We start from the raw sequence: 24,704 nt of genomic DNA on the forward strand, positions 1-24,704 counted from the left end.
GTGTCCTTACCCTAAAACCACCACCCCAACTTGTAAAAAACACACCCCCCCCGTGGGGGGCCCTTTTTCTAATTTCGCGCGAAATTTGAACGCCGCGCGCACGACTCGAATTTCGCGCGAAATTCGAAACCCACGTCGGGGACGTCACCCGGTGTGGGCGGCTTGAGGTGGAGAAAGGAGGAGCCCCCGGGGCCTGGGTTGAGTAGGGCCCGGGGGCTTCTTGGAGTGGGTTTCCGGGGCGAGCGGTGCGCGGCCCGGAGTTGTGCAGGTCAGTCGCCTCGGCGGATGGGGCCGAGGATCTCCTTCTCCTTCTGGTTCGTCACCAGGCGGATCATCGTCCAGGTCATGTTGCCCAGCGCGATGAGCTGGTCGTCCTGGAGCTGCGTGAGCGGCTGCACCTGGTGGTTGCGCAGGCTCCAGATGCGCTGGGCGAGCTGGGCCTGGTTGAGCGGCAGGCGCTGCAGCAGGACCAGGTCCGCGGTGTTGGCCGCCGTGCCGCTGCTGACCTGCGGGTGCAGGTACGGCAGCACGTACATGGTCGTCTGCCACGGCGCGCGCGGCGGGAACAGCTCCTGCGGAACGGCGCCGCCGTCGTGGATGACCAGCAGCGGGGTGTCCTCGGAGGACCGCGGCAGGTCGAACGGGGCGAGCCGGCGGATCTGCACCAGCGGAACGGGCTTGCCGTCCGGGGTTTCACCGGCGGCGCGTTCCAGCATCTTCCACGCGGCGGGACGGCCGGTCGCGATGATCACCCACGCACCGGTCGCCATGGCCCGCAGCGCGAGCTGGCGGGCCAGGTAGAGACCGCCGACGGTGACCATGCGGGTCGGCAGCGAGCGCAGGATCGACGCCGCCTGGGCCTCGCCCTGCGGGTCGGATCCGATGATCACGCCACCGCGGTCGCCGGACGGGCTGATCGCGTCCAGGGTCTCCGGTGTGACGAGGAACTCCGGTGCGACGCCCTGGCTTCCCGGAACGTCGATCGTCCTGCTTCGGCTCATGCCGCACCTCCGAGCGGCAGCGTCGCTGCGTAACCGGCCAGCTGCGAACCGCGCAGCGGCGTGAGGGTCAACCCGAGTCGGTTGCTGATGGCCTTCAACCGCGCGTCGGCGGTGTCCAGCTCGGCGGGCGTGCGGGCCGAGACCCGCACCAGACCGCGCAGACCGACCTCGTTCTCCTCACCGACCGGCGAGACCGACAGGGCGATGCTGGTGGACAGCGCCCGGATGCCGGTGAGCGCGTTGAGGCTGTCGTTCATCTGGTTCGGCCACGAGGTGATGGCGTAGCTGGAGTGGCCGACGCCACCGGCGGTGACGCCGTCCCAGCGCTCCTTGAGGCCCACCGGCCGCTGCGAACCGAGCACGCTGTGCAGTTCGGCGGACGAGATGCCCGCCTGCAGCAGCTCGTCCGGGTCCAACGGGCGGGCCGGAATTCCGCGCTGCTCCAAGGAGGAGCGCACGCGGGAGAGGGCGCCGATCAGCGCGCGCTGGGCGCCGAGGACGCCGCCGCCGCGCTCACCGATGGCCTTGGCGCACCGCTGCGGGTCGAGCCGCACGGCGATCCAGGTGGTGCGCCGGGCTGCGGCGGGAAGCCGGCCCAGCACCTCCAGGTAGGAGTTCAGCGCCGGGGAGTTCGACGGCAGGGCCGCGCTTCCCGGGTAGCAGTGCCAGATGACCTGGATCGCGTCGAGCACCACGCCGCGGTCCTCGAGGCACGGCACGAGAACGCCCAGCGGCAGGTTCGGCGCGTTGTCCACGGGGTTGAGCAGCGAGGGGGTCGGCTCGACCATCAGCACCGCGGTCCACTTGCCGTTGTGCCAGGACATTCCGACCGGGTTCCGGTCGTGGTCCTGGGTGCGGGCGATCACGAGGTCTTCGACGACCAAGCGCAGCAGCGCCACCCGGTGGTTCTCGTCCGGGCCGATGATGCCGTCGCCGTCCTTGTCCTCAGCGGGTTCGGCGACGTCGACGTTCGCCGGCTGGGAGGCGCGGGTGTGGTTGCGGCCGCGGTACTCGAGCACCAGCCCGAACCACTGCGTGAACCAGCGGCCACGACGGCGAAGCAGCGCGATGATCAAGGCCAGCAAGGCGATTCCGCCCGCGATGGACCACATGACCGGGTCTCGCGGGTTGATCAAGAAGACGCCGGCGCCGATCCCCAGGCCGACTTCGATGAGCACGATGTTGGCCGCCGGGATCCCGGCGAGCGTCACGCCGTTGATCCGCCGACGGCGCGCGCGAATCCGGGCGCGGGTCGGGTTGACGGCCCCGGGAGCCTTCGGCTGGGCCGGATGTTGTGTGGGCACGGACATCCGTTCGGTCTCTCCCCCTCGCAGGTAGGTGCGGCGGACGCGTTCGTCGGAGTTGGGCCGCGTGCAGAGAATACTGACGGAGTCCGCCGAACCGCACCCATTCGGTATATCTCAGCGACTATCCTGCGAAACCGTACCTCGGACGGGAGAGCTGTAGGCGAAGAATGGCATCAACACCCACAACGAAGTCACAGGTTCAGGCCTATCGGTTCGTGCTTCGCCGCATGGAGTCGGCGCTGGTGCGGAAAGACGCGGTGATGCTCCACGATCCGATGGGCTCGCACAAGCGGGCCACGGTCGCTGGTGCGGTGCTGGCGGCCGTCGGCGTAGTCGGGTTCCTCGTCTGGGGCCTGTTCGGCGGCAAGGGCACGGTTCCCGAACCAGGGAACATCGTCGTAGCGAAGGAGAGCGGCAGCGTTTTCGTCGTCACCTCTGACGACAAGGCGCAGAAGCGGCTGGTCCCGATGCTCAACATGGCATCGGCGAAGCTCCTGGTGATGCAGCAGGGCGGCAAGCAGGGCAGCGCGGCGGTGCCGACGACCACGGTCAAGGAAGCGGCGCTGGCGGACTTCCCGCGCGGCCCGGTGACCGGCATGGTCAACGCTCCGACCTACGTGCCGAGCGCGGACAACCCGGCGGAACCGTCGTGGGCGATCTGCGACATCGGCCAGGTGCAGGGGAATCTGAGCTCCTCGCGCGTGGAAGCGGCCACGAAGGTCGAGACGACGGTCATCGGCGGTGACGGCAACCACGGCACCGAGCTGGACCCGAAGCAGTCGCTGTTCGTCAAGGACCAGAGCTCGGGCGAGGAGTACCTCGTCTACCGGGCTCATCGGGAGAACGAGCCCAACACGCACGCGGTGAAGTCGAAGATCGCCAAGAGCGAGACCGTCGTCCGCGACGTCTTCGGTCTCAACGGCGTGACGCCGCGCACGATCAGCACCAACACGCTCAACGCCATCCCGAGCGTCCCGGAGCTGTCGGTTCCGGAGATCGAGGGTGAGGGGCAGCCCGCCTCGTACCTGACCCGCTACAAGGTCGGTGACGTGGTCAAGCGCAGCGTTCCCGGTGAGCGGGAGCAGTTCTTCGTCCTGCTGCAGGACGGCAAGCAGGAGCTGAGCGCCGAAGGTGCGGCCGCCGTGCTGCACGCGGGCAAGGTCTCCAGCCGGGACATCCCGAACGTCACCGGTGCCATCACCGACGCCAAGCCGACGGAGAACCCGCTCAACCTCGACTACTTCCCGATGTCGGTGCCGAAGCCCGTTTCCTTCCAGCAGGCCGACACGTCCTGCCTGAGCTGGAAGAACGTCGGCGGTTCGCAGGTGATCACGATCACGCTGAACAAGGGCACCCCGGCGACCAAGCCGGCGGTGAAGCTGGCCCAGTTCGACGGTTCGGGCCCGCAGGTCGACTACTACTACGGCGCGGCGGGCAAGGCGGCCGTCGTGCGCGGTACGTCCAACGAGGCCGGTGCCGAGAGCGGCCCGATCTTCCTGGTCTCCGACCAGGGCGTGCAGTACGGCGTCAAGGACCTCGCCACCGCGCAGGGTCTGGGCATCGCCAAGAGCGCCGGTGACATCAAGGCGGGTCCGTCGTGGCTGATGCGGAGCCTTCCGCGCGGCGACTTCCTCGACCCGGCCGCCGCGAGCGTCACCTACGACTCGGTCCCGGTCATGCCGGGCGGCGTGAACCGCCCCGCCCCGAAGCCGCAGGCCGGAGGAGCCGCCGGAGGCTGATTCGCGCGGGTGAGGTGGGGAGTTTCAGCGGAAACCTCTCACCTCCCCCGGGAACCGAACCGCCGGTTTCGAACGTCCGAGGGAACGAGCAAACCGCCCGCAGCCACGGTGAGCTGCGGGCGGTTTGTCTTGGAAGCGAGATCCGATCTTGGAGGTGGGCGGATGTCGGGGATCAGGATCGACATCGAGTGGCTGTCGACCCACGCGCGGCAGGTGAAGGAGGCCGGTGAGGACATCACGACCGGCCGGGCGAAGCTGGCGGAGGCGGAGCTCACCGGTGCGTCGTTCGGCGAGATCGGCCGGAAATCCGGTGCGCCCGAGGCGTATCAGCAGCTGTGCGAGCAGCTGCTCGACCGGCACCGCAAGGCCGCCGAGACGCTGACCGGCGCGGGCGACGAGCTGCGCGCGGTGGTCGACCACCACTCCGTCGGCGACGACGACAGCGCTGTTGGCCTGCGCAGACAGGAGGCGTGACGATGTCGACCGAGCACCAGCACTACCTCGCGGGCATCGCCGAGGAGCTCGACGTCCCGTACTTCTCGCCCAGGGCCGTCGACGAACTCGTCGGCAGGCCGGAGGACTTCCGCGCGGCGGCCCAGGTGTGGCGCGAGGCCGCCGCGGTCGTCGAGCAGTCCTCCGGTGACGTGGACGGCAAGCTGGGCGGGATCGACACGGCGTGGCAGGGCGCGGACGCGGAGGCGTTCGTCGCGCACGTCCGCGACGCCGGGCTGGCGGGCAAGGACCTCGCCGATGCGATGACGGGACTCGCCGACGCCCTGGACCACACCGCGGAAGGCGTCGGTGCGCAGGAACGACGCCTGAACGAGCTGGTCGCCAGGACCGCCGACGACGTCAGGGCGGCCATGACCGCCGCCGACGCCGAGCGCGCCCGCAAGCACCTGGCTGACCTCGCCGAACCCGCCCGCGAGCTCCTGGAGTCCATCGCGGACTACTACATGGCCTTCACCCGGCTCTGCGACGACATGGCCGGAGTCGCGACCCGCGAACCCGGCCGCTGGGAGGCCCAGGCCCCGGCCGCGGTCTCCGCTGGAACTCCGGTCGCCCCGGGGATTTCCGAGAGCGCGGGGACGGCGGATCCCACCGAGGCCACGGCGCCCGCCGGAACCGCTGCGGCGTCGGCGGAGTCCGAAGAGGACCAGTCCGGTTCCGGTGCCGCTGCGGGCGGGATCGCCGCGGGCGCTGCCGTGGGAGCGGCAGGCGTCGGCATGGGCATGATGCCGATGGGCATGATGGGCGGGATGATGGGGCAGCGAGGTGGCGGCAACCAGGAGCGCCAGAACTCCTCCCGCCTCAAGTCCAACCCGGACGAGCTCTTCGGTGCCCAACCGGAGGTGCCCCCGGCGGTCTTCGGCGAGCCGGCGAAGTCCCAGCAGCCCCAGGCGGATCAGAAGCCCCAGGAGCCGCAGGCGGCCCCGGGGAAGCTGGACTTGCCCTCGACCCTGCAACCGGCACCGCCGAAGCCCTCGATCGATGAGGTCCTGGCTCCCAAGGCGGACTCCAAGCCGAAGCCGGAAGCGGGCACCGCGGGCGTCGGAGACGCCCCACCCCCGAAACCCCGAGGCTGATCCGCTCGTCGTCCCCGAGGGCAGCGAGCGGTTCTGGTCTGAACTGACCAGGTAAAACGGGCTTTGATCATGGCCGGTTCAGACCAAAACCGCCCGCTGCCGCAACACCCCCGCCGAGAAGTGGGGGGTGTTGCGATGTTTGGGCGGGATGTACGTTATGGGGCGCGCAGTGTGGATGTGAGAAAGGGCCGTCTCCCCAAGGGGAGACGGCCCTTTCTCTGTCGTGCGAAGCGGAGGTTCGGCCTCAGCGGTTCTGGCGGGCCCGAGCGCGCACGCTGCGGACCGCGTTGGCGAGGAACGCAGTGAAGACGATGCCCGCGATTCCCGCTCCCGCACCGCCGATGGCGACGATGATGGCCGGGAAGTCCTTCTGCTGCAGGGCATCCGCCGCGAGACGCGTCTGCTTCTTCGGCGGCGCCTGCTTGCCGTGCTCGGCCGGGACCACGTCCTGCATCGCGGCCATCGGGTCGATCATGCCGTAGCCGACGATGTCGTTGCGCCCGTTGACGCCGCCCGGGTGCAGAGCGGTGGTCTTGATCCGCTCCATGACCTGGGCCGCCGACATCGTGGGGAACTTCTGCTTGATCAGCAGAGCCAGCCCGGACACGTACGGAGCCGCGAAGCTCGTGCCCTGGATCGGGGCCATCTTCCCCTGCTCGCCTTCGGAGATCTGGCTGACCAGACCGTTCCCGCCGTTGCCGGGGTCGAGCGCGATCAGGTTCTCGCCGGGAGCCGCCACGTCGACCCAGGGGCCAGGGACGGTGAACTCCGACGGCGCACCCTGCTGGTTCAGCGAGGCCACGGTGAGCACCTCGTCGTCGAACCACGCGGGCAGCACGGCCGTCGACGGACTGCCGGGCGAGTTCTTCTGGCAGTTCCCGCCGACGTTGCCCGCAGCGGCGACGATCACGATGTCCTGGTTGTAGGCGTTCTTGACGGCGTTGTGCAACATCTGGTTGCCGTAGTCGTCGTACTTGCTCGCCTGCGCGATCGGCTGGCACGAGGACTGCGAGATGTTGATGACCTTCGCACCTCGCGCGGCCGCGAGGTTGATCGCCTGCGCCATGGTCTCGGTGGTGCCGACCGTGGCGTTGGTCTGGTCGTCGACGAAGAGGTTGGACGTCTGCCGGATCGACAGGATCGTCGAGTCCGGCGCCACACCGACATAGCCGGTTTCACCGCTCGGGTCGGGATCGGCGGAGATGACGCCGGCCACGATCGTTCCGTGCCCGTCGCAGTCCTGCGTGCCCCGACCGTCCGATGTGATCGACGTGCCGCCGGGCACGACCGCGCCCAGCCGCGGGTGGCTGTTCACCCCGGTGTCGATCACGGCCACCGTCTCGTTGGCCCCGGTGTATCCCAGCTCGTGCGCCCGCTCGTAGCCGAGGACCAGCTGGCTCCAGGGCTTCTCGGGGATCGTGCTGCCGGGACTGCCGTTCATGCAGCCTTGCTTCTGCGGGAAGTTCTGCGGCTTGAGCGACGTCCCGGTCTGCTGGCTCGGATCCAGTGGAGGCGGTCCCACCTGCTGCGCGATGGCCGGGGCCATCGGTCCGCTGAGCCCGAGGACGCCCACCGCGGCGCACAGCGCGAGTCCGCGCCGTGCGCCGCGAGAGCGCGGGTGCTTGAAGCCCATGTGCGAGGTCCCTCTTAGAAGTTCAGGTTCAGGTCGCGGATGGCCATGTAGAGGTCCATCGCGGCCAGCGCCAGCGGGAGCACCAGGGCGATCAGGACGGCTTCGAGGATGTCGACCATCCGGCGCTGAACCGGCGAGAACCGGCGGTTCGGGAACACCACGCCGAAGATCACCGCGAGGCCGCCGAGGATCAGCAGCGGCGGGAACACGGCCGCCACGTACACCGGGTTGTCGGCGACCTGCGCCAGCAGTCCGACGGCGATGCCCGCCGAGGCCAGCAGACCGTTGAACAGCAGGGCCAGCGCCTGGCTGCCGTTGGCGTAGTTGCGGCCGCGCAGCAGCAGGACCGCGGCGACGACGACGGCGAACGCCGAGCCCCAGATGGGGTTGGTCGCGGCGGCGACCATGGCACCGATGGCCGCGACGACGCCGCAACCGATGATCAGACCGGTCATGTACTGGTGGGCCAGTCCGGTCTGCCGCTCGATCATCCGGTAGTCGGGGAACCCGGAGTCCTCCTTGAGGTCCTCCGCGCTGCCCGGAACGTGCGGCAGCGGCAGCTTCGACAGCTGGATGGTGATGCGCGGCAGCAGGGAGATCCCGGCCAGCGCAACGGCACCGGCGCCTGCGGCGACGCTGGAGGCGCTGACCTGCGTGAAGATCGTCGCGACGGCGAAGGCGATGGTGCCGAAAGCACCGGCCGTGGCAGCTGCGATGAAGGTCACGATTCCCGCGCCGATCACCATGATCGAGATCGAGGCGAAGATGAACGCCAGCGCGCTGCCCAGCAGCAACCGCGGTTCCAGCGTGTTGCCGGGAACCATGTTGAAGCCGGCCACGAACGCCATCGGCAGACCACCGGCACCGGCGATCACGGTTCCGGTCGTGGAGGCCGCGTAGGCGCGGGTGACCACCGAGCCGATGCCGGTCGCGAAGATCGCGATGACCATCGCGGTCACGGCCGCCGCCAGCTGGAACACGACCGCGGTGGTGCCCTGGATGGTGGTCGGGTGCAGCATCCCGGCGGGACCTGCGAGCCCGAGAGCCGCGGCTGCGGTGAGGAGGCCCAGCGCGCCGGCGGTGTGGCCGACCTTCGCGGAGGTCTCCTTGGTCCACGGCCGGTAGCTGCCCGGTTCCGCCTCCGCGAGCGCGTCGACGACGTCGTCGTAGAGCGGCGGCGGCGGGTCGTCAGACCGGCGGCGCAGTTGCAGGATGTCGCCGTCGACAACTCCCTGCGAGGACAGCGACTGACTCGGATCGAGGGCCGCGCTCTCACCGAGCTTGGCCAACACCCAGCCGCCGTGCCGCGAACCGCCGTCCGGGGTCATCTCGCGGGCCATATCCAGCAGCATCGGCAGCAGGTCCGCCACCGATACGTCTGAAGGCAGCGCCAGGTCGATACGAGTTGTAGGCGCCACCACCGTCACGCGGCTGAACACCGTGGTCCCGGTCGCCACTTGGGCCCCCTACTCCCTGAAGTTGATTGCCTTGCATTCGTTTGTCGAGGGCTCGATCCAACCAAGGCCGGGTTTTCTTGTCGAAACCCACCCGCCCGATCGGAGAGCGCCCCTAGTATGGCCACACCGACCGTCCACGGGTGACGGGTTTGGCGGAACTCGTGTCAACTACTTGGTATCTGGTTGGTCACGCTGAGCCGGACCCCGTTATCCAGAGCTGCGCGGCAGTGAACAATGCTGGCTGCGAGTTCGACGAGCACCGGAGGTCTTCTGGTGTTTTCAGGCACGTCTGAGAAAGGTTGTTGCGTCCGGTGAGCACGCTGCAGTTCAAGCGAACGCCACGCCTGGCCGCTCCCAGGCCACCGGGCGGGGAGGTGCACCTCGAACCACCGCCGGAGATTCCGCGGGCGATCCCGGGAAACATCGTTCAGAAGGTCCTGCCGGGCCTGATGATCGTGGCGTCCCTGGGAATGATGGCCTTCATGTTCACGCGGGCCCAGAACAACCCGATGATGATGATGATGCCGATGATGATGCTCATCTCAACATTCGGGATGATGGCCGGTGGTGGCCGGGACGGCAGTCAGAAGAAGGCCGAGATGGACGAGGACCGCAAGGACTACCTGCGGTACCTCGGCCAGATGCGCGACCGCGCCCGCGAGGCGGCGGACGAGCAGCGCTTGGCCCGTGAGTGGGTGCACCCCGATCCGCAGACCCTGTGGTCGCTGGCGGCCGGCAGCCGCCGGATGTGGGAGCGCCGCCCCAACGACAACGACTTCTGCCAGGTCCGCGTCGGCCGCGGTTCGCAGCGGTTGGAGACCCGTCTGGTCCCGCCGCAGACCGGCCCGGTCGACGAGCTGGAGCCGATCACCACGCTCGCGCTGCGCCGCTTCGTGCGCGCGCACTCGCTGGTGCAGGACCTGCCGATCGCGACGTCGCTGCGCGGTTTCGCCGCGGTCGGCCTGCAGGGCGACAAGGAGCAGGTGCGCGGTCTCGCTCGCGCGATGATCTGCCAGCTGGCCACGTTCCACACGCCCGAGGACGTGATCATCGCGGTCGCCAGCTCCGGCCAGGCGCGTCGCGAGTGGGAGTGGGTGAAGTGGCTGCCGCACGCGCAGCACCCCACCGAGACCGATGGCATCGGCCAGATGCGGCTGATGGCGGGTTCGCTGGCCACGGTCGAGAGCATGCTCTCCGAGCAGCTGGCCGACCGTCCGCGCTTCCAGCGCAACGCGGCTCCGCCGGACGGTCAGCCGCACGTGGTGATCCTGATCGACGACGCCGAGATCAGCCGTGAGGAAGCCCTCTACGTCGAGGGCGGCCTGGCGGGTGTCACGATGATCGACCTGTCCGATCTGCTGGGTCCGCTCACGGCTCGCCGCGGCATGCGGATGGTCGTGGAGGAGGACCGCATCGGTGCCCGCGGTGGTTCCGGTGTGGAGTGGTTCGGCAAGCCGGACACGCTGACCGAGGAAGAAGCGACGTCGCTGTCCCGCCAGCTGGCCCCGTACCGGGTCGCCGGCGGTCCGGCCCTCGACACCGACTCGGGCAGCTACGAGCCGCTGACCACGCCGCTGAACTACATCGAGCAGCTGGGTCTGGCCGGTGACGTCGTCACCTTCGACCTCAACGAGGCGTGGCGCCCGCGTCCCACCGACGACCTCTACAAGGTCGCGATCGGCCCTGGTGAGCAGGGCGAGATCGTGCACCTGGACATCAAGGAGACCGCCTCGGGCGGTATGGGTCCGCACGGTCTGTGCATCGGTGCGACCGGTTCCGGTAAGTCGGAGTTCCTGCGCACGATCGTGCTGGGCCTGATGGCCACGCACTCCTCGCAGATGCTCAACTTCGTGCTGGTCGACTTCAAGGGTGGCGCGACGTTCAACGGGTTCGACACCCCGCACGTGTCGGCGTCGATCTCCAACCTGGAGGGCGACGGCTCGCTGATCGACCGGATGCAGGACGCGCTGGCCGGTGAGATGAACCGCCGCCAGGAGGTTCTGAACAAGGCGGGCGCGAAGAACGTCTGGGACTACCGGAAGATGGCCGAGGCGGGCGATGAGCACGCGCAGGAGCCGCTGCCGGCGCTGTTCGTGGTCATCGACGAGTTCTCCGAGCTCCTCTCGCAGCAGCCGGAGTTCGCCGAGCTTTTCGTGATGATCGGTCGACTGGGTCGTTCTCTGCAGGTCCACCTGCTGCTGGCTTCGCAGCGCCTGGAAGAGGGCAAGCTGCGCGGTCTGGACTCGCACCTGTCCTACCGGATCGGTCTGAAGACGTTCAACGCCGCGGAATCCCGTGCGGCCATCGGTGTTCCGGACGCCGCCGACCTGCCGGCCACCGGTGGTCACGGTTACCTCAAGCACCCCAACGGCATGGACCGCTTCCGCGCGGCCTACGTCTCCGGCCACCTGCACCAGACCAGTGGTCGTCGCCCGACGATGCTGGGCGGGGCCTCGCCGGTGACCGGCGAGAAGATGCCGCGCTACTTCATCCCGGACTTCATCGAGAAGCCCCCGGAACCGGAGACGTCGGACGAGCCGGAGGTCAAGGAAGAGGCGCAGGAGCCGGAGTACACCGACTTCCAGATCATCGTCGACAAGTTCAAGAAGCTGGCCGCGCCTCCGGCGCACCAGGTCTGGCTGCCGCCGCTGGACGCTCCGGCCACTCTGGACACCCTGCTGCCGCCGCTGCAGTCCACCGACGACCGCGGCTACACCGCCGCCGGTTACTCGGGAAGCTCCCGGTTGCAGATCCCGATCGGCATCATCGACGTTCCGTACCACCAGCGCCAGGACGCGATGACCCTGGACCTGTCGGGTCAGGGTGGTCATGGTGCTGTGGTCGGTGGTGTGGGTTCGGGCAAGTCGAACACGATCCGGACGATCATCGCTTCGGCTGCGTTGACGCACACGCCGCAGGAGATGCAGTTCTACTGCGTTGATCTCGGTGGTGGTTCGCTGACCACGCTGCGGGGTCTGCCGCACGTGGGTGGTTACGGTTCGCGTCGTGACCCGGACACGGTCCGCCGGTCGATCGCCGAGCTCAAGGCGGTGCTGGCCGAGCGAGAGGGCCGGTTCCAGCAGCACGGCGTCGAGGGCATGAACGACTACCGCAACCGCAAGCGTCGCGGTGAGTTCGACGACGACCCCTACGGTGACCTGTTCCTGGTGATCGACGGGTGGCGGGCGTTCCGCGAGGAGTTCGAGACCCTCGAGCAGGACGTGCTGAACCTGGCGTCCAACGGTCTTGCCTTCGGTGTGCACGTGTTCATCACGGCCACCCGGTGGGCGGAGATCCGGCCGGCGATGAAGGACCTGATCCAGACGCGCATCGAGCTGCGGCTGGGTGACCCGAGCGAGTCGGAGATCGACCGCAAGGCGGCGGTGAAGGTCCCGCAGGGCCGTCCGGGTCGCGGTATGCACGAGTCGAAGCTGCACTTCCTGACGGCGTTGCCGCGTGTGGACAGCGAGAAGATCGGCGATCGGATCGCGGTCGAGGTGCAGGCCGCCGAGGACGAGCGGCGTCCGGCCCGGATGGGCTGGGAGCTCTACAACGACGACGTCTCCGAGGGCGTGGCCGACCTGGTCAACCGGGTCAAGAGCTCCTGGAAGGGGCGTCCGGCCCCGCAGGTGCGCCTGCTGCCGGAACTGCTGCCCTACCAGCAGCTGCCGCGTCCGGAGCAGCAGCCGAACCCGAAGCTGGTGCCGATCGGCATCAACGAGGACGGCCTGCACCCGGTGTACCTGGACTTCCGCGCCGAGCCGAACTTCTACGCCTTCGGCGAGCGGGAATCGGGCAAGACCGCGCTGCTCAAGACGATCGTGCGCGGCATCACCGAGCGCTACACCCCCAAGGAAGCGCTGATCCTGCTGGTCGACTACCGGCGTTCGATGCTGGGCTTCCTCAACTCCCACCTGCTGGAGTACTCGGTCGGCGCCGATCAGCTCAAGGGCAACGTCAAGGACGTCTGCGCCTCGCTGAAGAAGCGACTGCCCGGACCCGACGTCACGCAGGAACAGCTGCGCGACCGCTCCTGGTGGAAGGGCCCGGAACTGTTCGTCGTCGTCGACGACTACGAACTGGTCGCACCGCAGGGCAACAACCCGCTGGCCCCGCTGGCGGAGTTCATCCCGCAGGCCGCCGACGTGGGTCTGCACGTCATCCTGGCCCGCAACTCCGGCGGTGCGGGACGCGCGTTGTACGAACCGCTGATCGGCAAGATGCGCGAAACGTCGGCCCCCGGCCTGGCGATGAGCGCGAACAAGGACGACGGTCAGCTGGTCGCCAACATCAAGTCCCGCCAGCTGCCCCCGGGTCGAGGCACCCTCGTCAGCCGCACCCTCCGCGGCGGCCCGCAGATGATCCAAACAGCCATGATCACCGAACAGCAGCAGTGATCAGAAGCTGAAGAAGCCTCCCCCCGAACCAGCTTCGAGGGGAGGCTTCTTGCTGCGCTAGGGGCGTGACGCGGCTGCGGGTGGGTTGTCGGTGAGGTGCTTCCAGCAGTCCATGCAGGTGGGTTCGAGGATCCAGGCGATCTCGTTGAGGTCGTGGAGCTTCGCCGCCTCGACTTCGGCCCCGCAGTAGGCGGTCGCGGTCTCCTCGGCGTCGAGCTTGGTCGCGGCGACCGGAAAGGCGTGTCGCTTCCCGGGAACGGGCCGCCACACGTAGGTCAGGTATTCAGGCATCGGAACTCCCCAGTGAGTTGGATTTTGGCAAGATTGCCAGTGGTGCTCCAACTGATCAATTACACGAAAGAGGGAGGTCAGAAAGGCCCTTCGTCGCTCGTAAGCTGTCGCTATGGCCGACACACCAAGGGCACGCGCGCTCGCGAAGGAACTCCGCGCCGCACGATTCGCGACGGGACTGACCGCGCGAGAGCTCTCGCGAATGCTGGGCTGGTCCGAGGCGAAGGTCAGCCGGCTCGAAACAGCCCGCCGGGGCATCCACGTCGAGAGCGTCGAGGCGATCCTCAAAGCCCTGAAGGTGAACCGCTCCGAGCGCGAACGCCTCGTCAAGCTGGCCCGCGAGATCCGGGAGCCCGCCTGGTGGGAGGTCGGCCGCGAGATTCCCGAACAGCTGACCGCGCTCCTCGACGCCGAACAGCGCGCGAAGCGCATCACGAGCGTGCAGCTCAACCTCGTTCCCGGGCTTCTGCAAACCCGCGAGTACACCCGGCAGATCATGACGTCGTCCGAGCTGGATGACGACACCGCTGACGCTCGGGTCGAGATCCGCATGAAGCGGCAAGAAGTCCTGCATCGACGCAACATCGTTCGGTTGCGCGCTTTCCTCGACGAGGCCGTGTTCTTCCGGCCGATCGGAGGATCGCTCGTCATGGCCGAGCAGATGCGCCACCTGCTCAAGGTCAGCGAGAGCAGCAACGTCGAGATCCGCGTTCTGCCGCGGACGATCGGAGCGCACGCGGGGATGAGCGGTGCGTTCCTGCTGTTCGAGTTCGATCGATCGAGGCCCGTGGTCCACATCGAGGCCCGCAGGTCAGGTGCGTTCATCGACGCCCCGGAGGACGTCGGCCTCTTCCTTGGTTCAGTCGAAACGTTGGAATCTCAGGCCTCTGATCCGGGCGCCTCGCGCGCGATAATTCTCTCGTACCTGGAGAAGTACGAGAGCGAGGCGACATGACTAGCGAGTTAGTCGGCTGGAAGAAGTCCTCCTACAGCGGGGTCGAAGGGGACTGCGTCGAGGTCGCGGCGGCGCCGGAGATCGTCGGGGTCCGGGACTCCAAGGATCGAGACGGCGATGTGCTGGTGTTTCCCCAGCAGAGGTGGGCCGACTTCCTCGCGGGACTACGCCGTTCTCGTTGACCGCTTGGGCTGATCGGCTGTTGTGTGAGCTACCTCCCGTGAATCCCGCCCCACGGCATGTCACTGACTTGTACCCTCTGCGTTCGTGATCGCTCGGTTGAGTGACGTTCATGATCACGAACGTGGAGGGGGCTCTCGATGACCACCGGGATGGAAGGCTTGGCCGCCGGCGCCTCAGCGCTGCAGGGGCAGTCGCAGGGTCTCCGTGCTGCGGTCGACAACGGTCAACTCGTCATGGACCCGGAACGAGCCGAAGCGGTCGCCAAGGTCTACGAGGAGAAGGCGGACGACTTCCGCCACTTCTTCCGAGACGCGCAACGTCTGATCACGTCCAACGCCTACGGCGATTGCTTCATCGGGCGCGACTTGGAGAAGAAGTTCAACGAGAAGGTTCGAGGGCAGGCAGGCTCGGACGCAGGACTCCTGCCGATCCTCCGCAAGATGGAGGAGATCCTTCGCGATATGGCTCAGGCGTACCGGGATTCCGCGCGTGAGATGCAGAATACCGACGACGAGAACGCTCGAAATCTTCCGAAAGTCTGATCTGATGGTGGGTATGCGCAAGGCGACTATGAGCAGCGTGCTGTTCGCTGCGACGGCGTTGTTGATCGCTGGATGCTCGGGTGGTCAGAGCACCCCTGGCCAGCCGACTGGGGAGGCGGGCAGCGGCGCTCTGAAGAGCTTTGATCCATGCACGGCGTTGTCCCCGGACCAGGTGCAGGCTTTCGGCGCTTCCGTCCCAGGGCAACCGAGTGACCTCGGGACCGGTGAAGTCGGCTGCGACTTCCAGGGTGAAGACCTCGAGTTCGGTGTGCTGAAGGCCGAGACGAACGGCGAGGCGTTCTGGCAAGGCCAGCGCGACCAGTTCGACCAGTTCACGCCCAACCAAGTGGGTTCGCACAGCGGGTTCGCCGGTATCGCCATCGGAGGCAAGGGCTTGGGGGGCTGCCGTCAGATCATGTACGTCGGTTCTGGCTCTGTGATCGTCGACATCACCTACAGCTCGGACCAGATGCCGAGCGATGAGGAAACCTGTGGCAAGGCCAAGGAAATCGCGCAGGCCGTCGAATCGAAGCTGCCCAAATAGGCACTGTCCAGGGGGAACGACATGGGGAACGGGTTCACCGAATTCGTCGGCGGCGTCGCCTCGTCAGCCGGTGATGTGTTCGTCGGCGCTGTCGGTGGTGAGACCTCCGCGCAGGAGGAAGCTCGGCTGGCACGCGAGGAAGCTGCGAAGAACGGGCGCCAGGAGTTGAAGGCGCTCACCAAGGAACAGCGGAACCTTGATCTCGGTGGTGGCCACGACCCCGCGTCGATCACTCAGCAGGACAATTGGAAGAACTGGGACCAGGCCCGTCTTGCCGAGAAGCTGAAGCCCTCGCTGAACGTTGAGGCGATCAACCGCTCTGGGCAGGGCTGGGAGAAGCTCGGTCAGAAGATCGCAGAATCGCTCGGTGACCTCGACCAGAAGGCTCGTGCCGCCGCTGGTGACGGGATGCGCGGTCAGGCGGCCGAGGCCGGGTTCAACGCGTCGAAGCCGCTGCAGGAGTGGGGTCGTGCCTTCGGCGACTCGGTGCGCGGAACGGGGCTGAAGATCCAGGAAGCCGGGGTCGCCGCCGAGCAGACCAAGGCGTCGCTGCAGCCGCCCGCCGGGTACGACACGACTCGCGGTGTGATCGCGACCGCGATGGGACCGGCCGGCGGTCTGATGGACGGCGCCGCGCAGATGCGCGAGCAGCAGGAAGCCGATCAGCAGGCTCGGCAGGTCGCGGAGAACGTCTACGGCAAGGGCTACCAGGCCGTCGACACGAGCACTCCTACGTTCCCGCCGCCGGTGAACCCGCTGGCCCCTCCGCCGCCTCCGCCTGGTTCGGGTGATCCCGGCGGTGGTGTACCCGGCGGGTCCGGTTCGGGGTCCGGTGGCGGCGGTTACTCCGGCTCGTCGGTCGGTGGTTCCGCCGGGGGCTCCTCCGGTGGTTCGTCTCCTGCTCAGAGCAGTTCGCAGTGGGCTCCGTCGACGCCGAACGGTCCTGGTGCCGGTGGCGGCACGCCGCCCGGGGCGAATCCCGGTCCGGGCGGGCCGTCGGCCGGGTTCGTCGGTGGGATGCCGCCGGGTGCCGGTGCGGGTGCTGGCGGTCGTGGTGCCGGCGGCATGGGCGGTGCTCGCGGTGCGGGCGCAGGCATGGGTGCCGGTGGCAAGGCCGGTGCCGGCATGGGCGCTGGTGGCCGGGCCGGGATGGGCGGTCTCGGCGCGGGTGCCGGTGCGGGCGCTGCGGGTGCGGGTGCCGCTGGTCGTGGTGCCGCGGGTGCCCCCGGAGCCGGTGCCGGTGCGGGTCAGCGCGGCCAAGGCGAAGAGGACAACGAGCACGAGCGTCCCTCCTGGCTCGAAGAGCAAGAAGACATCTGGATGGACGACATGCCGAAGACCGCGCCTCCCGTTTTCGGCGAGTGACGAGCGGTTCCGGCGTAGCTGGGGGAGGAAAGCGTGTCCGAGCGTTGGCTGCTGCCACCGCTGTGGTTCGACCTGTGCTGGGAGATCGGCGGGTTCGACGAGTACCCGTTCCCGATCTCCGTCCGCTCGCACGGTGAGACGCTCGAAGAGCGTGCCGTGCTGCGTCAGCGCAGCCTTCCCGAGCTGCAGAAAGCCGGTCTGCTCGGGCAGAACGGCCTGACCCAGCGCTTCGCCGAAGTCCTCGGGCAGCTGGCGAAACCGGGCTTGTGGATCGAAGGGCTGTGGATGCCCGACGACACCGCCGAATCCCCGTTCAGGCTGCTGTCGGTGGCCATTGAGCAGGGCGCTCTGCTGCTCGTCCAGCAGTCCGGCGACACCGAGAACTACGGCGGTGACCTGCGGATCTCGGTGCTGCCGCGAACCTCGGTGGGGGCCGCCGCGGTGCAGGGCATGCCGCCCGCGCCCGTGGGCAAACGTCCCCGTCTGGCGGTCCCGTCGGCCGATCTGGCTGCTCAGAAGCCGTCGGACGACTTCGAGAACATCGACCACATGCAGTCCGCGGGTCCGCGCAAAGCACCGGCCGCCGAGACCCTCCGCGCCTTCGTCGAGGCCAAGCACCACCGGGACGGCCAGTTCACGGCCAACCTCCGGGACCGCCTGGGCAGGACCCACCGCTCCACGGTCCTCAAGTGGTTCGACGCCCCGGAACCGGACGGCCGCTACGGCCTCACCCAACAACAACGCCCAGGCGTCGGCCCGGAGATCGTCCTAGCAGGCCTGGGCGCCCCGGAACTGACCGCAGCCCTCGAAAACCGAGTAGCAGAAGTCCGCACCCAAGCCAAGAACTGACCCACCCCCGAACCCCCCACCCTCCCACCAGCGGTTTCCCTCCGAACCCCAAATTCCAGCGGAACCCAGACCCCGGATTCCAGCGGAACCCAGACCCCGGATTTCAGTGGAACTCGGACCCCGGATTTCAGTGGAAATCAGGCACCGGGCTTCAGTGGAACTCGGGCACCAGGCTTCGGGCCCCGGCGTTCAGGGACCGGGCGTTCAGGGACCGGATTTCAGTGGAAATCGGGGACGGGGTTTCAGTGGAAATCGGGGTCCTGATTTCCACTGAAATCCGAGACTTCACCCGCTCAGGTGGGCCCGGGTGGTGTGTCGGGGACGTGGGGAACGGCCGGGGTTGGTGGTGGAGCGGTCGTGGGTGGTGCGGGGGCGGGGTCTGTCCGCGTCAGGTCAGGTCGGGTCTGCGTTCGCAGGTGTGGTGGGTTGCCTCTCACCCGGTCGATCACCCAACGTCGTCGGCTGATTGCGGGAGGATGTTGGTGCGGCGGTGGCGGGTGGCTCTAGGGTGCTTCCCCGGGGGGACGGTGCCGCCGGTACGGCGGGCCGGATGACGACGTCGCCGCCGACGCGCGCTTCGGCGACGGTGAATGGAGTTCTGGGTGTCCCTGCACGTCTCGATCGACTTCGGCACATCGAGCACATGCACGGTGGTCTCGGTCGGCGGTGCCGAGCCACAGGTGGTCGTCATCGACGGGCAGCCGTTGGTGCCCTCCGCGGTGTTCGCCGCAGCCGACGGCACGCTGTTCGTCGGTCACGAAGCCGAACGCCAGGCCGCGGTCGATCCCGCTCGCTTCGAACCGCACCCCAAACGTCGCATCGACGAGGGTGAACTGCTGCTCGGCAGCACCGTGCTCAAGGTCGGCGACGTCATCAGGGCAGTGCTGCACCGCGCGGTCGGTGAGGCCCGCCGCTTCGCGGGCGGGGCCGCCGTCGACCTCCTCGTCCTGACCCACCCCGCCGACTGGGGTTCCGTGCGCGCCGCCGAACTCCGGCAGGCCGCCGCCGGCCTGGGCAAGGAGATCGTCCTGGTGCCCGAACCGGTCGCCGCGGCCGTCTTCCACTCGGCGGGCAACGGCCTGCCCGACGGAGGCGCGCTGGCCGTCCTCGACCTCGGCGGCGGCACCGTCGACGCATCCGTGGTGCGCAAGCAGGGCGCGTCCTTCCAGGTCCTGGCCACCAAGGGCGAACCGAACTTCGGCGGCGCGGACATCGACCAGCTGCTGCTGGAGCACGTCGGCAAGCTCGTCGGCACCGCTGATCCGGACGCGTGGCGCAAGCTCGTCGAGGGCCGCGAGATGCCCGATCGGCGACGTCGCCGCGTGCTGCGGCAGGACGTGCGCGGCGCGAAGGAGACGCTGTCCCGCCACGCCTACACCGACGTCCCCATGCCGCCGCCGTTCGCCGACGCCCACGTCACCCGCGCCGACCTCGAGAAGCTCACCGCCGCACCGCTGGCGAAGGCAGCAGAGCTGGTCCTGGCGACGCTGCGCGACGGGCACGTCCCGCGCGGGCAGCTCGCCGGGGTGTTCCTCGTCGGCGGTTCCAGCCGGATCCCGATGGTGGCGCGACTGATCCACGAGCGCACCGGCGTCGTTCCGGCGACCCTCGATCAGCCCGAAACCGTGGTCGCCCGAGGCGCTTTGCGCGCCGTGCGGCTCGATCCCGGGCGCAGCGGCGGCTTGGCTCCCACCGGCACCTGGGCGGGCACGACCGTCCGCGACTACCCGTTGCCGGGGCACCAGCCCACCAGGGGCGAGGCGCCGAGCCGCCCCAGGCCGGCGGTCATGACCGGCGACGAACCGACCCGCCCGGTGACCAAGCCCCCGAAGCTCAAGCGCAAGCGGAAGGCGCCGTGGCTGGTCGGCGCCGGGGCCGTGGTGCTGGTGGCGGCGGCCGGAGCGGCCGCCCTGCTGCTCACCGGCAACCGGCCGCAGGCCGATCCGCTCGTGCCCGCGCAGCAGATGTCCGGTTACGACTACCACTTCTCCTACCCGGGGAGCTGGCGTCCGGCGGGCGGTGACCCGGCGAAGTTCCAGACGCTGGTCGCGCCCGGCGACGGGCCGCAGGGATCGCTGGTCGCCGTCGAGGAGGGGCGGCTGACCTTCGACACCGACGGCGACCGCAATCGGGCGGTGCAGCTGTTGCGCGGCGAGTACGAGAAAAGCGTTGCGGCGGGCGAGAAGTTCTCACTGTTCACGCCGTCCACCAGCTTCGCGGGCCGGGACGTCGTGTACTACCGGGAAACGCTGCCGGAGGCGACCGTCGAGTGGTACACGCTGTACAAAGGTCAATTCAAAGTGAGCGTGGGCTGCAAGTACGGACCGCAGGGGAAGGACGATGTCGTTCGCGCTTGCGAACAGGTCGTGGGATCACTCGGGATCGGTTGATGCATTTGCGAACGGACTCCGTTCGGCCGAACCACGTTTCAGGTTTTCGCAACCGCAAAACCCGTGTTGACCTGCTGGTTCCCGTTTTTGCGTTTACAACAGCAACGGCTTGCCGAGAAATCCAGGACAACAGGGAACCGGACGTGGCAATGTCTGCGTCGCAGGTTCATCAGAGCTTGATACCGAGTTTGAAGGGGGTCATCCAGAGATGGCTGGAATTGGTGCGGACACCGAGGCGATCCAGCAGGCGTCGGTTGACATCGACGAGGCGCGCAACGCGGTCGAGCAGGCGCTGCAGCAGCTGCAGGGTCAGCTCGAGGGCCCGGTGCAGAACTGGAAGGGTGCCGCCGCCGACGTCTTCCGCAAGCTGATGGAGCAGTACGAGCAGAGCGGCAAGACGATCATCCAGAAGCTGGACGAGCTGGGGCAGAACGTGCAGTCCTCGGGTCAGGACTACGCGCAGGTCCAGGAGGAGCAGGCGCAGGAGATCTCCAAGATCACCAGCATGCTCGACGGCTGATTTCGCTTCCGCTTTCTTCGCAGATTCCACATTTCTTGATCTAGACGCATTCGAGGGGACAGGTAATGAGCGAGATCAACGTCAACTTCGCGGAGCTGCAGCAGGCTTCCGACGACCTGCAGGCCGCCGCCCAGAAGATCCAGGGTGAGCTGGACGACCTGGAGAGCAAGATCCAGAAGCTCGTCTCCACCTGGGAGGGCGAGGCCGTGGCCGCGTACCAGGAGGCTCAGCAGTCCTGGGACCAGGAGGCCGCCAAGATGCAGGAGACCGCCGCCAAGATGGGCATGGCCGTGGGTGCGGCCAACGAGTCCTTCCAGGCCGGTGAGAAGAAGAACGCCGGCCGCTTCGGTGGCTGAGCTCACCTCGCACTGATTTCCGCGTTGATGGCTCCGGTGTTTTCGCCGGGGCCATCAACGCGTCCGGCGGTTGATCTCCATTTGCGGAGGTCCGATCGGCTTTGCCGGGGTCCCCGCCGGGCACCAGCGGGCATTGCTATGCTGGTTTCGGCAATCTGCCAGGTCAGAACCTCGAATTAGCAAACGAGGACCCGTTTTGACCGGGCCAGAAGCCACCAAGTACCCTCATTCTTTGTTGTGCGGTGCGCGGCTGCAGTTCGCGCCAGCGGAACGGACTCGCGAAAGCGGGTCACGGTCCCGGCGGCGGTACTGGCGGACGTGCCGGTTCCACGAGAAGACCTCGTGCGAACTGTCCGGCGTGATCGAGACGGGCTCCGCACTGAGATTCCGACGCGAACGACGACGAGGTAGACCCGTGCGCACGTACAGCCCGAAGCCCGGCGAGGTGACCCGCGCCTGGCATGTGATCGACGCCGAGGATGTGGTGCTCGGCCGGTTGGCAACTCAGGCCGCGACGCTGCTGCGCGGCAAGCACAAGCCCACCTACGCGCCGCACGTCGACACCGGTGACTTCGTCGTCATCATCAACGCCGAGAAGGTGGCCCTCACCGGTAACAAGCGCGAGCAGGCGTTCCACTACCGGCACTCCGGGTACCCGGGTGGTCTGCGCAAGCAGTCCTTCGGCCAGGTGCTCGACTCGCACCCCGAGCGGCTGCTGGAGAAGGCGATCAAGGGCATGCTCCCGAAGAACAAGCTCGGCCGGGCCATGGGCAAGAAGCTCAAGGTCTACGCCGGTCCGGAGCACCCGCACCAGGCCCAGAACCCGCAGGCGTTCGAGATTAAGGCGAAGGTCGAGAAGTGACTGACGAACTGCAGCAGGAAGAGGCAGTGACCGCTGCCGCGGAGGAGACGGTCGAGGCCGTCGCCGCTGACGAGACGGCTGCGGCCGTCGCCGCTGACGAGACCCCGGCTCCCGCTCCCGTTCCGGTTCCGACCGGTGGCGCGGTTCAGACCGTTGGTCGCCGCAAGGAAGCTGTGGTCCGCGTCCGGCTGGTGCCGGGCAACGGCGGCTTCAAGCTCAACGGCAAGACCCTCGAGGACTACTTCCCGAACAAGGTCCACCAGCAGCTCATCAAGGAGCCGCTGGTGACCGTCGAGCGCCTCGAGAACTTCGACGTGCTCGCGACCCTGAGCGGTGGCGGCCCCTCGGGCCAGGCCGGTGCGCTGCGCATGGCGATCGCCCGCGCGCTGACCGCCTTCGACTCGGAGGACCGCCCGGCGCTGAAGAAGGCCGGCATGCTCACCCGTGACTCGCGGGAGAAGGAGCGCAAGAAGTACGGCCTCAAGAAGGCCCGCAAGGCGCCGCAGTACAGCAAGCGCTGACGCGAACCCCAGCATTACCTGCGGGAGCAGGTTCGCCCCACTCGGGCGAACCTGCTCCCGCAGTCGTTTCAGGGGTCGTGGGTGGCGGAAGCGACTTCGATCATGGCGGTTCGAGCCGCGAACGTCACCCGCGCACGGGGGACGCTGTGGAGTGCCGGATGACCGGTTGTGCGACGCTTGACCAACCGGTCGCAGACACGAGGAGGACTTGCTGCTGATGGCTCGGTTGTTCGGCACCGACGGTGTGCGCGGTTTGGCCAATGGCGATCTCACGCCGGAGCTGGCGATGTCGGTGAGCTCGGCCGCGGCGCGCGTGCTCTACGACCGGGACGACTCCCGGCGCCGGGTGGCGCTGGTCGGTCGTGACCCGCGGGCCAGCGGCGAGATGCTCGAAGCGGCCGTCGTGGCCGGTCTGACCTCGGCGGGTGCCGACGTCCTGCGCATCGGAGTCCTGCCGACCCCGGCGGTGGCCTACCTGGTCAAGGAGCTGGGCGCCGATCTCGGCGTGATGATCTCCGCCTCGCACAACCCGATGCCCGACAACGGCATCAAGTTGTTCAGCGCGGGCGGCAACAAGCTCCCGGACGCGATCGAGGACGAGATCGAGGCCCGTCTCCACGAGCACCTCGAGCGCCCCACGGGCGTGCACGTCGGGCGCGTCCGCGACGTCCCGGACGCCCTGCGCCGCTACACCGACCACCTGCTGATCGCGGCGCCGTCCCGGCTCGACGGCATCAAGATGGTCGTCGACTGCGCCAACGGCGCCGCCTCCGAAGCGGCTCCCGACGCCTACCGCCGCGCCGGTGCGGAGGTCGTGGCCATCAACGCCGAGCCCGACGGCCTCAACATCAACGACGGCGTCGGATCCACCCACCTCGACGTGCTGCAGGCCGCGGTGCTCGAGCACGGCGCCGACCTGGGCATCGCCCACGACGGCGACGCCGACCGCTGCCTGGCGGTGGACGCCGCGGGCGATGTCGTCGACGGTGACCAGATCATGGCGATCCTCGCGGTCGCGATGTGCGAGTCCGGCGAGCTGGCGGACAACACGCTGGTCGCGACGGTCATGAGCAACCTCGGCCTGCACCTGGCGATGCGCGAGCAGGGGGTGTCCCTGCGCACCACGGCCGTCGGCGACCGCTACGTGCTGGAGGAGCTGCGCTCGGGCGGTTACTCGCTGGGCGGTGAGCAGTCCGGTCACGTCGTGCTGCCCGGCCACGCCACTACCGGCGACGGCCTGCTGACGGCGCTGCGCCTGATGGGCCGAGTCGCGGCGACCGACACCCCGCTGGCCGGGCTGGCGAAGGTCATGCGCCGGCTGCCGCAGGTCCTGGTGAACGTCCGCGTCGCCGACAAGGCCGCGGCCGTGGTCGCCCCCGAGGTGACCGCTGCGGTCGCCGACGCGGAGGTCGAACTCGGCGAGACCGGCCGGGTCCTGCTCCGCCAATCCGGCACCGAACAGCTGGTCAGGGTCATGGTCGAGGCGGCCAGCGAGCAGAACGCGCAGGACATCGCGGACAGACTGGCAAAGATTGTTTCCGCTATTCGGTGATCTTTGTGATTTGAGTCTCCACAGGGCCTCGATCTGTGAGACCCTGCTCACATGGGTGCCATCGTCGTCGCCATAGTTGTCGGTCTCATCGCCTTCGGACTCGTTTTCGGGATCATCGCGCTCGGTGCGCTGATGCTCGGAGCTCTCAAGGCTGTCAACGCAGCCCACGAGGGCCGTTCCTGGTACGTCAACCGACGCCATCACAAGGTGTGAGAATCCGATGCGCCTGCTCGGCGACCTCTGGACGGTCCTGATCGTCCCACTCGTCTGCATGCTCCTGGGCGCGCTGATCTTCGCGGTCGTCCTCGCCCAAGGCTGGGGCCTGCCGACGCTGTTGCACTGAGCGCCATCCCGTCCGCCGCTCGCGTTCGGTAGGTTCGCGGTGCAATCACGGCTGGACGGAGGCGGGGCGCGATGGATCTGACGGTGACGCTGTTCGGGCTCGTTCTCGGACTTGGGCTGGGCTTCCTCGTCGGATTCCTGGTGTTCCGCAACAAGGGGCGAACCGGGCACGGCCAGCAGCCGCAGTTCGCCCAGCCCCAGCAGTGGCAGCAGGCGCCGCCGCAGCAGTTCCCTCCTCAGCAGGGCTTCGGCCAGCCGCCACGCCCTCCCCAGTGACCTGCGCGATCGTCAGCGTCGTCGGCACCACCGAAG

24 protein-coding genes are annotated in these 24,704 nt (G+C 68.2%); 19 read left to right on the plus strand and 5 right to left on the minus strand.

All coding sequences use genetic code 11. The features are described from left to right. Window positions 1-269: 269 nt before the first annotated feature. The gene (locus tag AB0J91_RS27510; protein ID WP_132624422.1) at window positions 270-1,001 is read right to left on the minus strand and encodes a hypothetical protein; all 732 of its coding nucleotides are present in this window, start codon (window positions 999-1,001) and stop codon (window positions 270-272) included. Next, a complete protein-coding gene (gene eccE / locus AB0J91_RS27515; RefSeq protein WP_363786271.1) occupies window positions 998-2,311 on the minus strand; it encodes a type VII secretion protein EccE in 1,314 nt (437 codons plus the stop codon). The genes AB0J91_RS27510 and eccE overlap by 4 nt, the downstream gene beginning before the upstream one ends. A 164-nt stretch (window positions 2,312-2,475) precedes the next feature. Between eccE and eccB the strand changes: the two genes are divergently transcribed. The 3 genes from eccB to AB0J91_RS27530 all read left to right on the plus strand — a co-directional run bounded on the left by eccB (window position 2,476) and on the right by AB0J91_RS27530 (window position 5,633). Further along, a complete protein-coding gene (eccB, locus tag AB0J91_RS27520; protein ID WP_363874489.1) occupies window positions 2,476-4,047 on the plus strand; it encodes a type VII secretion protein EccB in 1,572 nt (523 codons plus the stop codon). A 162-nt stretch (window positions 4,048-4,209) separates the two neighbouring features. Further along, on the plus strand, window positions 4,210-4,521 hold the full coding sequence (locus AB0J91_RS27525; protein WP_363786275.1) for a hypothetical protein: 312 nt from the start codon (window positions 4,210-4,212) through the stop codon (window positions 4,519-4,521). Between the two features lie 2 nt (window positions 4,522-4,523). Next, complete coding sequence (locus AB0J91_RS27530) at window positions 4,524-5,633, plus strand: WXG100 family type VII secretion target (RefSeq protein ID WP_363874492.1); 1,110 nt, start codon at window positions 4,524-4,526, stop codon at window positions 5,631-5,633. A 244-nt stretch (window positions 5,634-5,877) separates the two neighbouring features. Here AB0J91_RS27530 and mycP read toward each other — a convergent pair whose 3' ends face one another. Then, entirely contained in the window at window positions 5,878-7,266 is a 1,389-nt protein-coding gene (gene mycP, locus AB0J91_RS27535) for a type VII secretion-associated serine protease mycosin (protein ID WP_363874495.1), read from the minus strand. Between the two features lie 14 nt (window positions 7,267-7,280). Next, the gene (eccD, locus tag AB0J91_RS27540) at window positions 7,281-8,723 is read right to left on the minus strand and encodes a type VII secretion integral membrane protein EccD (RefSeq protein ID WP_363786281.1); all 1,443 of its coding nucleotides are present in this window, start codon (window positions 8,721-8,723) and stop codon (window positions 7,281-7,283) included. A gap of 311 nt (window positions 8,724-9,034) precedes the next feature. Here eccD and eccCa point away from each other — a divergent pair, with 311 nt between their 5' ends. Continuing rightward, window positions 9,035-13,120: a type VII secretion protein EccCa gene (gene eccCa, locus AB0J91_RS27545; RefSeq protein WP_363874498.1), complete on the plus strand. Its 4,086-nt coding sequence runs from the start codon at window positions 9,035-9,037 to the stop codon at window positions 13,118-13,120. Between the two features lie 57 nt (window positions 13,121-13,177). Here the strand turns inward: eccCa and AB0J91_RS27550 are convergent, their stop codons facing one another. Further along, window positions 13,178-13,411, minus strand: coding sequence for a zinc finger protein (locus AB0J91_RS27550; RefSeq protein WP_363874501.1), 234 nt, complete (start codon window positions 13,409-13,411; stop codon window positions 13,178-13,180). A 112-nt stretch (window positions 13,412-13,523) separates the two neighbouring features. Here AB0J91_RS27550 and AB0J91_RS27555 point away from each other — a divergent pair, with 112 nt between their 5' ends. The 15 genes from AB0J91_RS27555 to AB0J91_RS27625 all read left to right on the plus strand — a co-directional run bounded on the left by AB0J91_RS27555 (window position 13,524) and on the right by AB0J91_RS27625 (window position 24,668). Then, the gene (locus AB0J91_RS27555; RefSeq protein WP_363874504.1) at window positions 13,524-14,366 is read left to right on the plus strand and encodes a helix-turn-helix transcriptional regulator; all 843 of its coding nucleotides are present in this window, start codon (window positions 13,524-13,526) and stop codon (window positions 14,364-14,366) included. After that, window positions 14,363-14,548: a DUF397 domain-containing protein gene (locus tag AB0J91_RS27560; RefSeq protein ID WP_363874507.1), complete on the plus strand. Its 186-nt coding sequence runs from the start codon at window positions 14,363-14,365 to the stop codon at window positions 14,546-14,548. Before AB0J91_RS27555 ends, AB0J91_RS27560 begins: the two co-directional genes overlap by 4 nt. Window positions 14,549-14,686: 138 nt before the next feature. After that, window positions 14,687-15,091 carry a hypothetical protein gene (locus AB0J91_RS27565; protein WP_363874509.1) on the plus strand — a complete coding sequence of 135 codons (405 nt, stop codon included), beginning with the start codon at window positions 14,687-14,689 and terminating at the stop codon, window positions 15,089-15,091. A 13-nt stretch (window positions 15,092-15,104) separates the two neighbouring features. Then, entirely contained in the window at window positions 15,105-15,635 is a 531-nt protein-coding gene (locus tag AB0J91_RS27570) for a DUF3558 domain-containing protein (RefSeq protein WP_363874512.1), read from the plus strand. Window positions 15,636-15,656: 21 nt separating this feature from the next. Further along, a complete protein-coding gene (locus AB0J91_RS27575) occupies window positions 15,657-17,000 on the plus strand; it encodes a hypothetical protein (RefSeq protein WP_363874515.1) in 1,344 nt (447 codons plus the stop codon). Window positions 17,001-17,033: 33 nt separating this feature from the next. Then, window positions 17,034-17,849, plus strand: coding sequence for an ESX secretion-associated protein EspG (locus tag AB0J91_RS27580; RefSeq protein ID WP_363874518.1), 816 nt, complete (start codon window positions 17,034-17,036; stop codon window positions 17,847-17,849). Between the two features lie 590 nt (window positions 17,850-18,439). Then, window positions 18,440-20,239, plus strand: a complete 1,800-nt coding sequence (locus AB0J91_RS27585) for a type VII secretion-associated protein (protein ID WP_363874521.1) — start codon at window positions 18,440-18,442, stop codon at window positions 20,237-20,239. 208 nt (window positions 20,240-20,447) lie between these two features. Then, window positions 20,448-20,759 carry a WXG100 family type VII secretion target gene (locus tag AB0J91_RS27590; RefSeq protein ID WP_132624448.1) on the plus strand — a complete coding sequence of 104 codons (312 nt, stop codon included), beginning with the start codon at window positions 20,448-20,450 and terminating at the stop codon, window positions 20,757-20,759. Window positions 20,760-20,824: 65 nt separating this feature from the next. Next, window positions 20,825-21,115, plus strand: a complete 291-nt coding sequence (locus AB0J91_RS27595; protein ID WP_363874524.1) for a WXG100 family type VII secretion target — start codon at window positions 20,825-20,827, stop codon at window positions 21,113-21,115. A gap of 415 nt (window positions 21,116-21,530) precedes the next feature. Beyond that, window positions 21,531-21,977 (plus strand): 50S ribosomal protein L13, encoded by a 447-nt coding sequence (gene rplM / locus AB0J91_RS27600; protein ID WP_132624452.1) that lies wholly within the window; start codon window positions 21,531-21,533, stop codon window positions 21,975-21,977. An 8-nt stretch (window positions 21,978-21,985) separates the two neighbouring features. Further along, a complete protein-coding gene (gene rpsI, locus AB0J91_RS27605; RefSeq protein WP_363786401.1) occupies window positions 21,986-22,498 on the plus strand; it encodes a 30S ribosomal protein S9 in 513 nt (170 codons plus the stop codon). Window positions 22,499-22,715: 217 nt separating this feature from the next. Next, the gene (glmM, locus tag AB0J91_RS27610) at window positions 22,716-24,050 is read left to right on the plus strand and encodes a phosphoglucosamine mutase (protein WP_363874527.1); all 1,335 of its coding nucleotides are present in this window, start codon (window positions 22,716-22,718) and stop codon (window positions 24,048-24,050) included. 51 nt (window positions 24,051-24,101) lie between these two features. After that, complete coding sequence (locus AB0J91_RS27615; protein ID WP_363874530.1) at window positions 24,102-24,263, plus strand: hypothetical protein; 162 nt, start codon at window positions 24,102-24,104, stop codon at window positions 24,261-24,263. Between the two features lie 7 nt (window positions 24,264-24,270). Next, window positions 24,271-24,393 (plus strand): hypothetical protein, encoded by a 123-nt coding sequence (locus AB0J91_RS27620; protein ID WP_363786308.1) that lies wholly within the window; start codon window positions 24,271-24,273, stop codon window positions 24,391-24,393. 71 nt (window positions 24,394-24,464) lie between these two features. Then, entirely contained in the window at window positions 24,465-24,668 is a 204-nt protein-coding gene (locus tag AB0J91_RS27625) for a hypothetical protein (RefSeq protein WP_363874533.1), read from the plus strand. Window positions 24,669-24,704: the final 36 nt, after the last annotated feature.

The organism is Saccharopolyspora sp. NPDC049357 (genome assembly GCF_040677225.1).
In the GTDB taxonomy this organism is placed as follows: domain Bacteria; phylum Actinomycetota; class Actinomycetes; order Mycobacteriales; family Pseudonocardiaceae; genus Saccharopolyspora.

Excerpts from the sequence above, each read along its gene's own strand:
- AB0J91_RS27570 (WP_363874512.1), top strand. The coding sequence starts at position 15,105 with ATGCGCAAGGCGACTATGAGCAGCGTGCTGTTCGCTGCGACGGCGTTG.
- AB0J91_RS27590 (WP_132624448.1), top strand. The coding sequence starts at position 20,448 with ATGGCTGGAATTGGTGCGGACACCGAGGCGATCCAGCAGGCGTCGGTT.
- eccE (WP_363786271.1), bottom strand. The coding sequence starts at position 2,311 with ATGTCCGTGCCCACACAACATCCGGCCCAGCCGAAGGCTCCCGGGGCC.
- AB0J91_RS27530 (WP_363874492.1), top strand. The coding sequence starts at position 4,524 with ATGTCGACCGAGCACCAGCACTACCTCGCGGGCATCGCCGAGGAGCTC.
- AB0J91_RS27565 (WP_363874509.1), top strand. The coding sequence starts at position 14,687 with ATGACCACCGGGATGGAAGGCTTGGCCGCCGGCGCCTCAGCGCTGCAG.
- AB0J91_RS27560 (WP_363874507.1), top strand. The coding sequence starts at position 14,363 with ATGACTAGCGAGTTAGTCGGCTGGAAGAAGTCCTCCTACAGCGGGGTC.
- AB0J91_RS27615 (WP_363874530.1), top strand. The coding sequence starts at position 24,102 with ATGGGTGCCATCGTCGTCGCCATAGTTGTCGGTCTCATCGCCTTCGGA.
- mycP (WP_363874495.1), bottom strand. The coding sequence starts at position 7,266 with ATGGGCTTCAAGCACCCGCGCTCTCGCGGCGCACGGCGCGGACTCGCG.
- AB0J91_RS27550 (WP_363874501.1), bottom strand. The coding sequence starts at position 13,411 with ATGCCTGAATACCTGACCTACGTGTGGCGGCCCGTTCCCGGGAAGCGA.
- AB0J91_RS27595 (WP_363874524.1), top strand. The coding sequence starts at position 20,825 with ATGAGCGAGATCAACGTCAACTTCGCGGAGCTGCAGCAGGCTTCCGAC.
- eccB (WP_363874489.1), top strand. The coding sequence starts at position 2,476 with ATGGCATCAACACCCACAACGAAGTCACAGGTTCAGGCCTATCGGTTC.
- AB0J91_RS27555 (WP_363874504.1), top strand. The coding sequence starts at position 13,524 with ATGGCCGACACACCAAGGGCACGCGCGCTCGCGAAGGAACTCCGCGCC.
- AB0J91_RS27585 (WP_363874521.1), top strand. The coding sequence starts at position 18,440 with ATGGAGTTCTGGGTGTCCCTGCACGTCTCGATCGACTTCGGCACATCG.
- AB0J91_RS27525 (WP_363786275.1), top strand. The coding sequence starts at position 4,210 with ATGTCGGGGATCAGGATCGACATCGAGTGGCTGTCGACCCACGCGCGG.
- AB0J91_RS27575 (WP_363874515.1), top strand. The coding sequence starts at position 15,657 with ATGGGGAACGGGTTCACCGAATTCGTCGGCGGCGTCGCCTCGTCAGCC.
- AB0J91_RS27620 (WP_363786308.1), top strand. The coding sequence starts at position 24,271 with ATGCGCCTGCTCGGCGACCTCTGGACGGTCCTGATCGTCCCACTCGTC.
- glmM (WP_363874527.1), top strand. The coding sequence starts at position 22,716 with ATGGCTCGGTTGTTCGGCACCGACGGTGTGCGCGGTTTGGCCAATGGC.
- AB0J91_RS27625 (WP_363874533.1), top strand. The coding sequence starts at position 24,465 with ATGGATCTGACGGTGACGCTGTTCGGGCTCGTTCTCGGACTTGGGCTG.
- AB0J91_RS27510 (WP_132624422.1), bottom strand. The coding sequence starts at position 1,001 with ATGAGCCGAAGCAGGACGATCGACGTTCCGGGAAGCCAGGGCGTCGCA.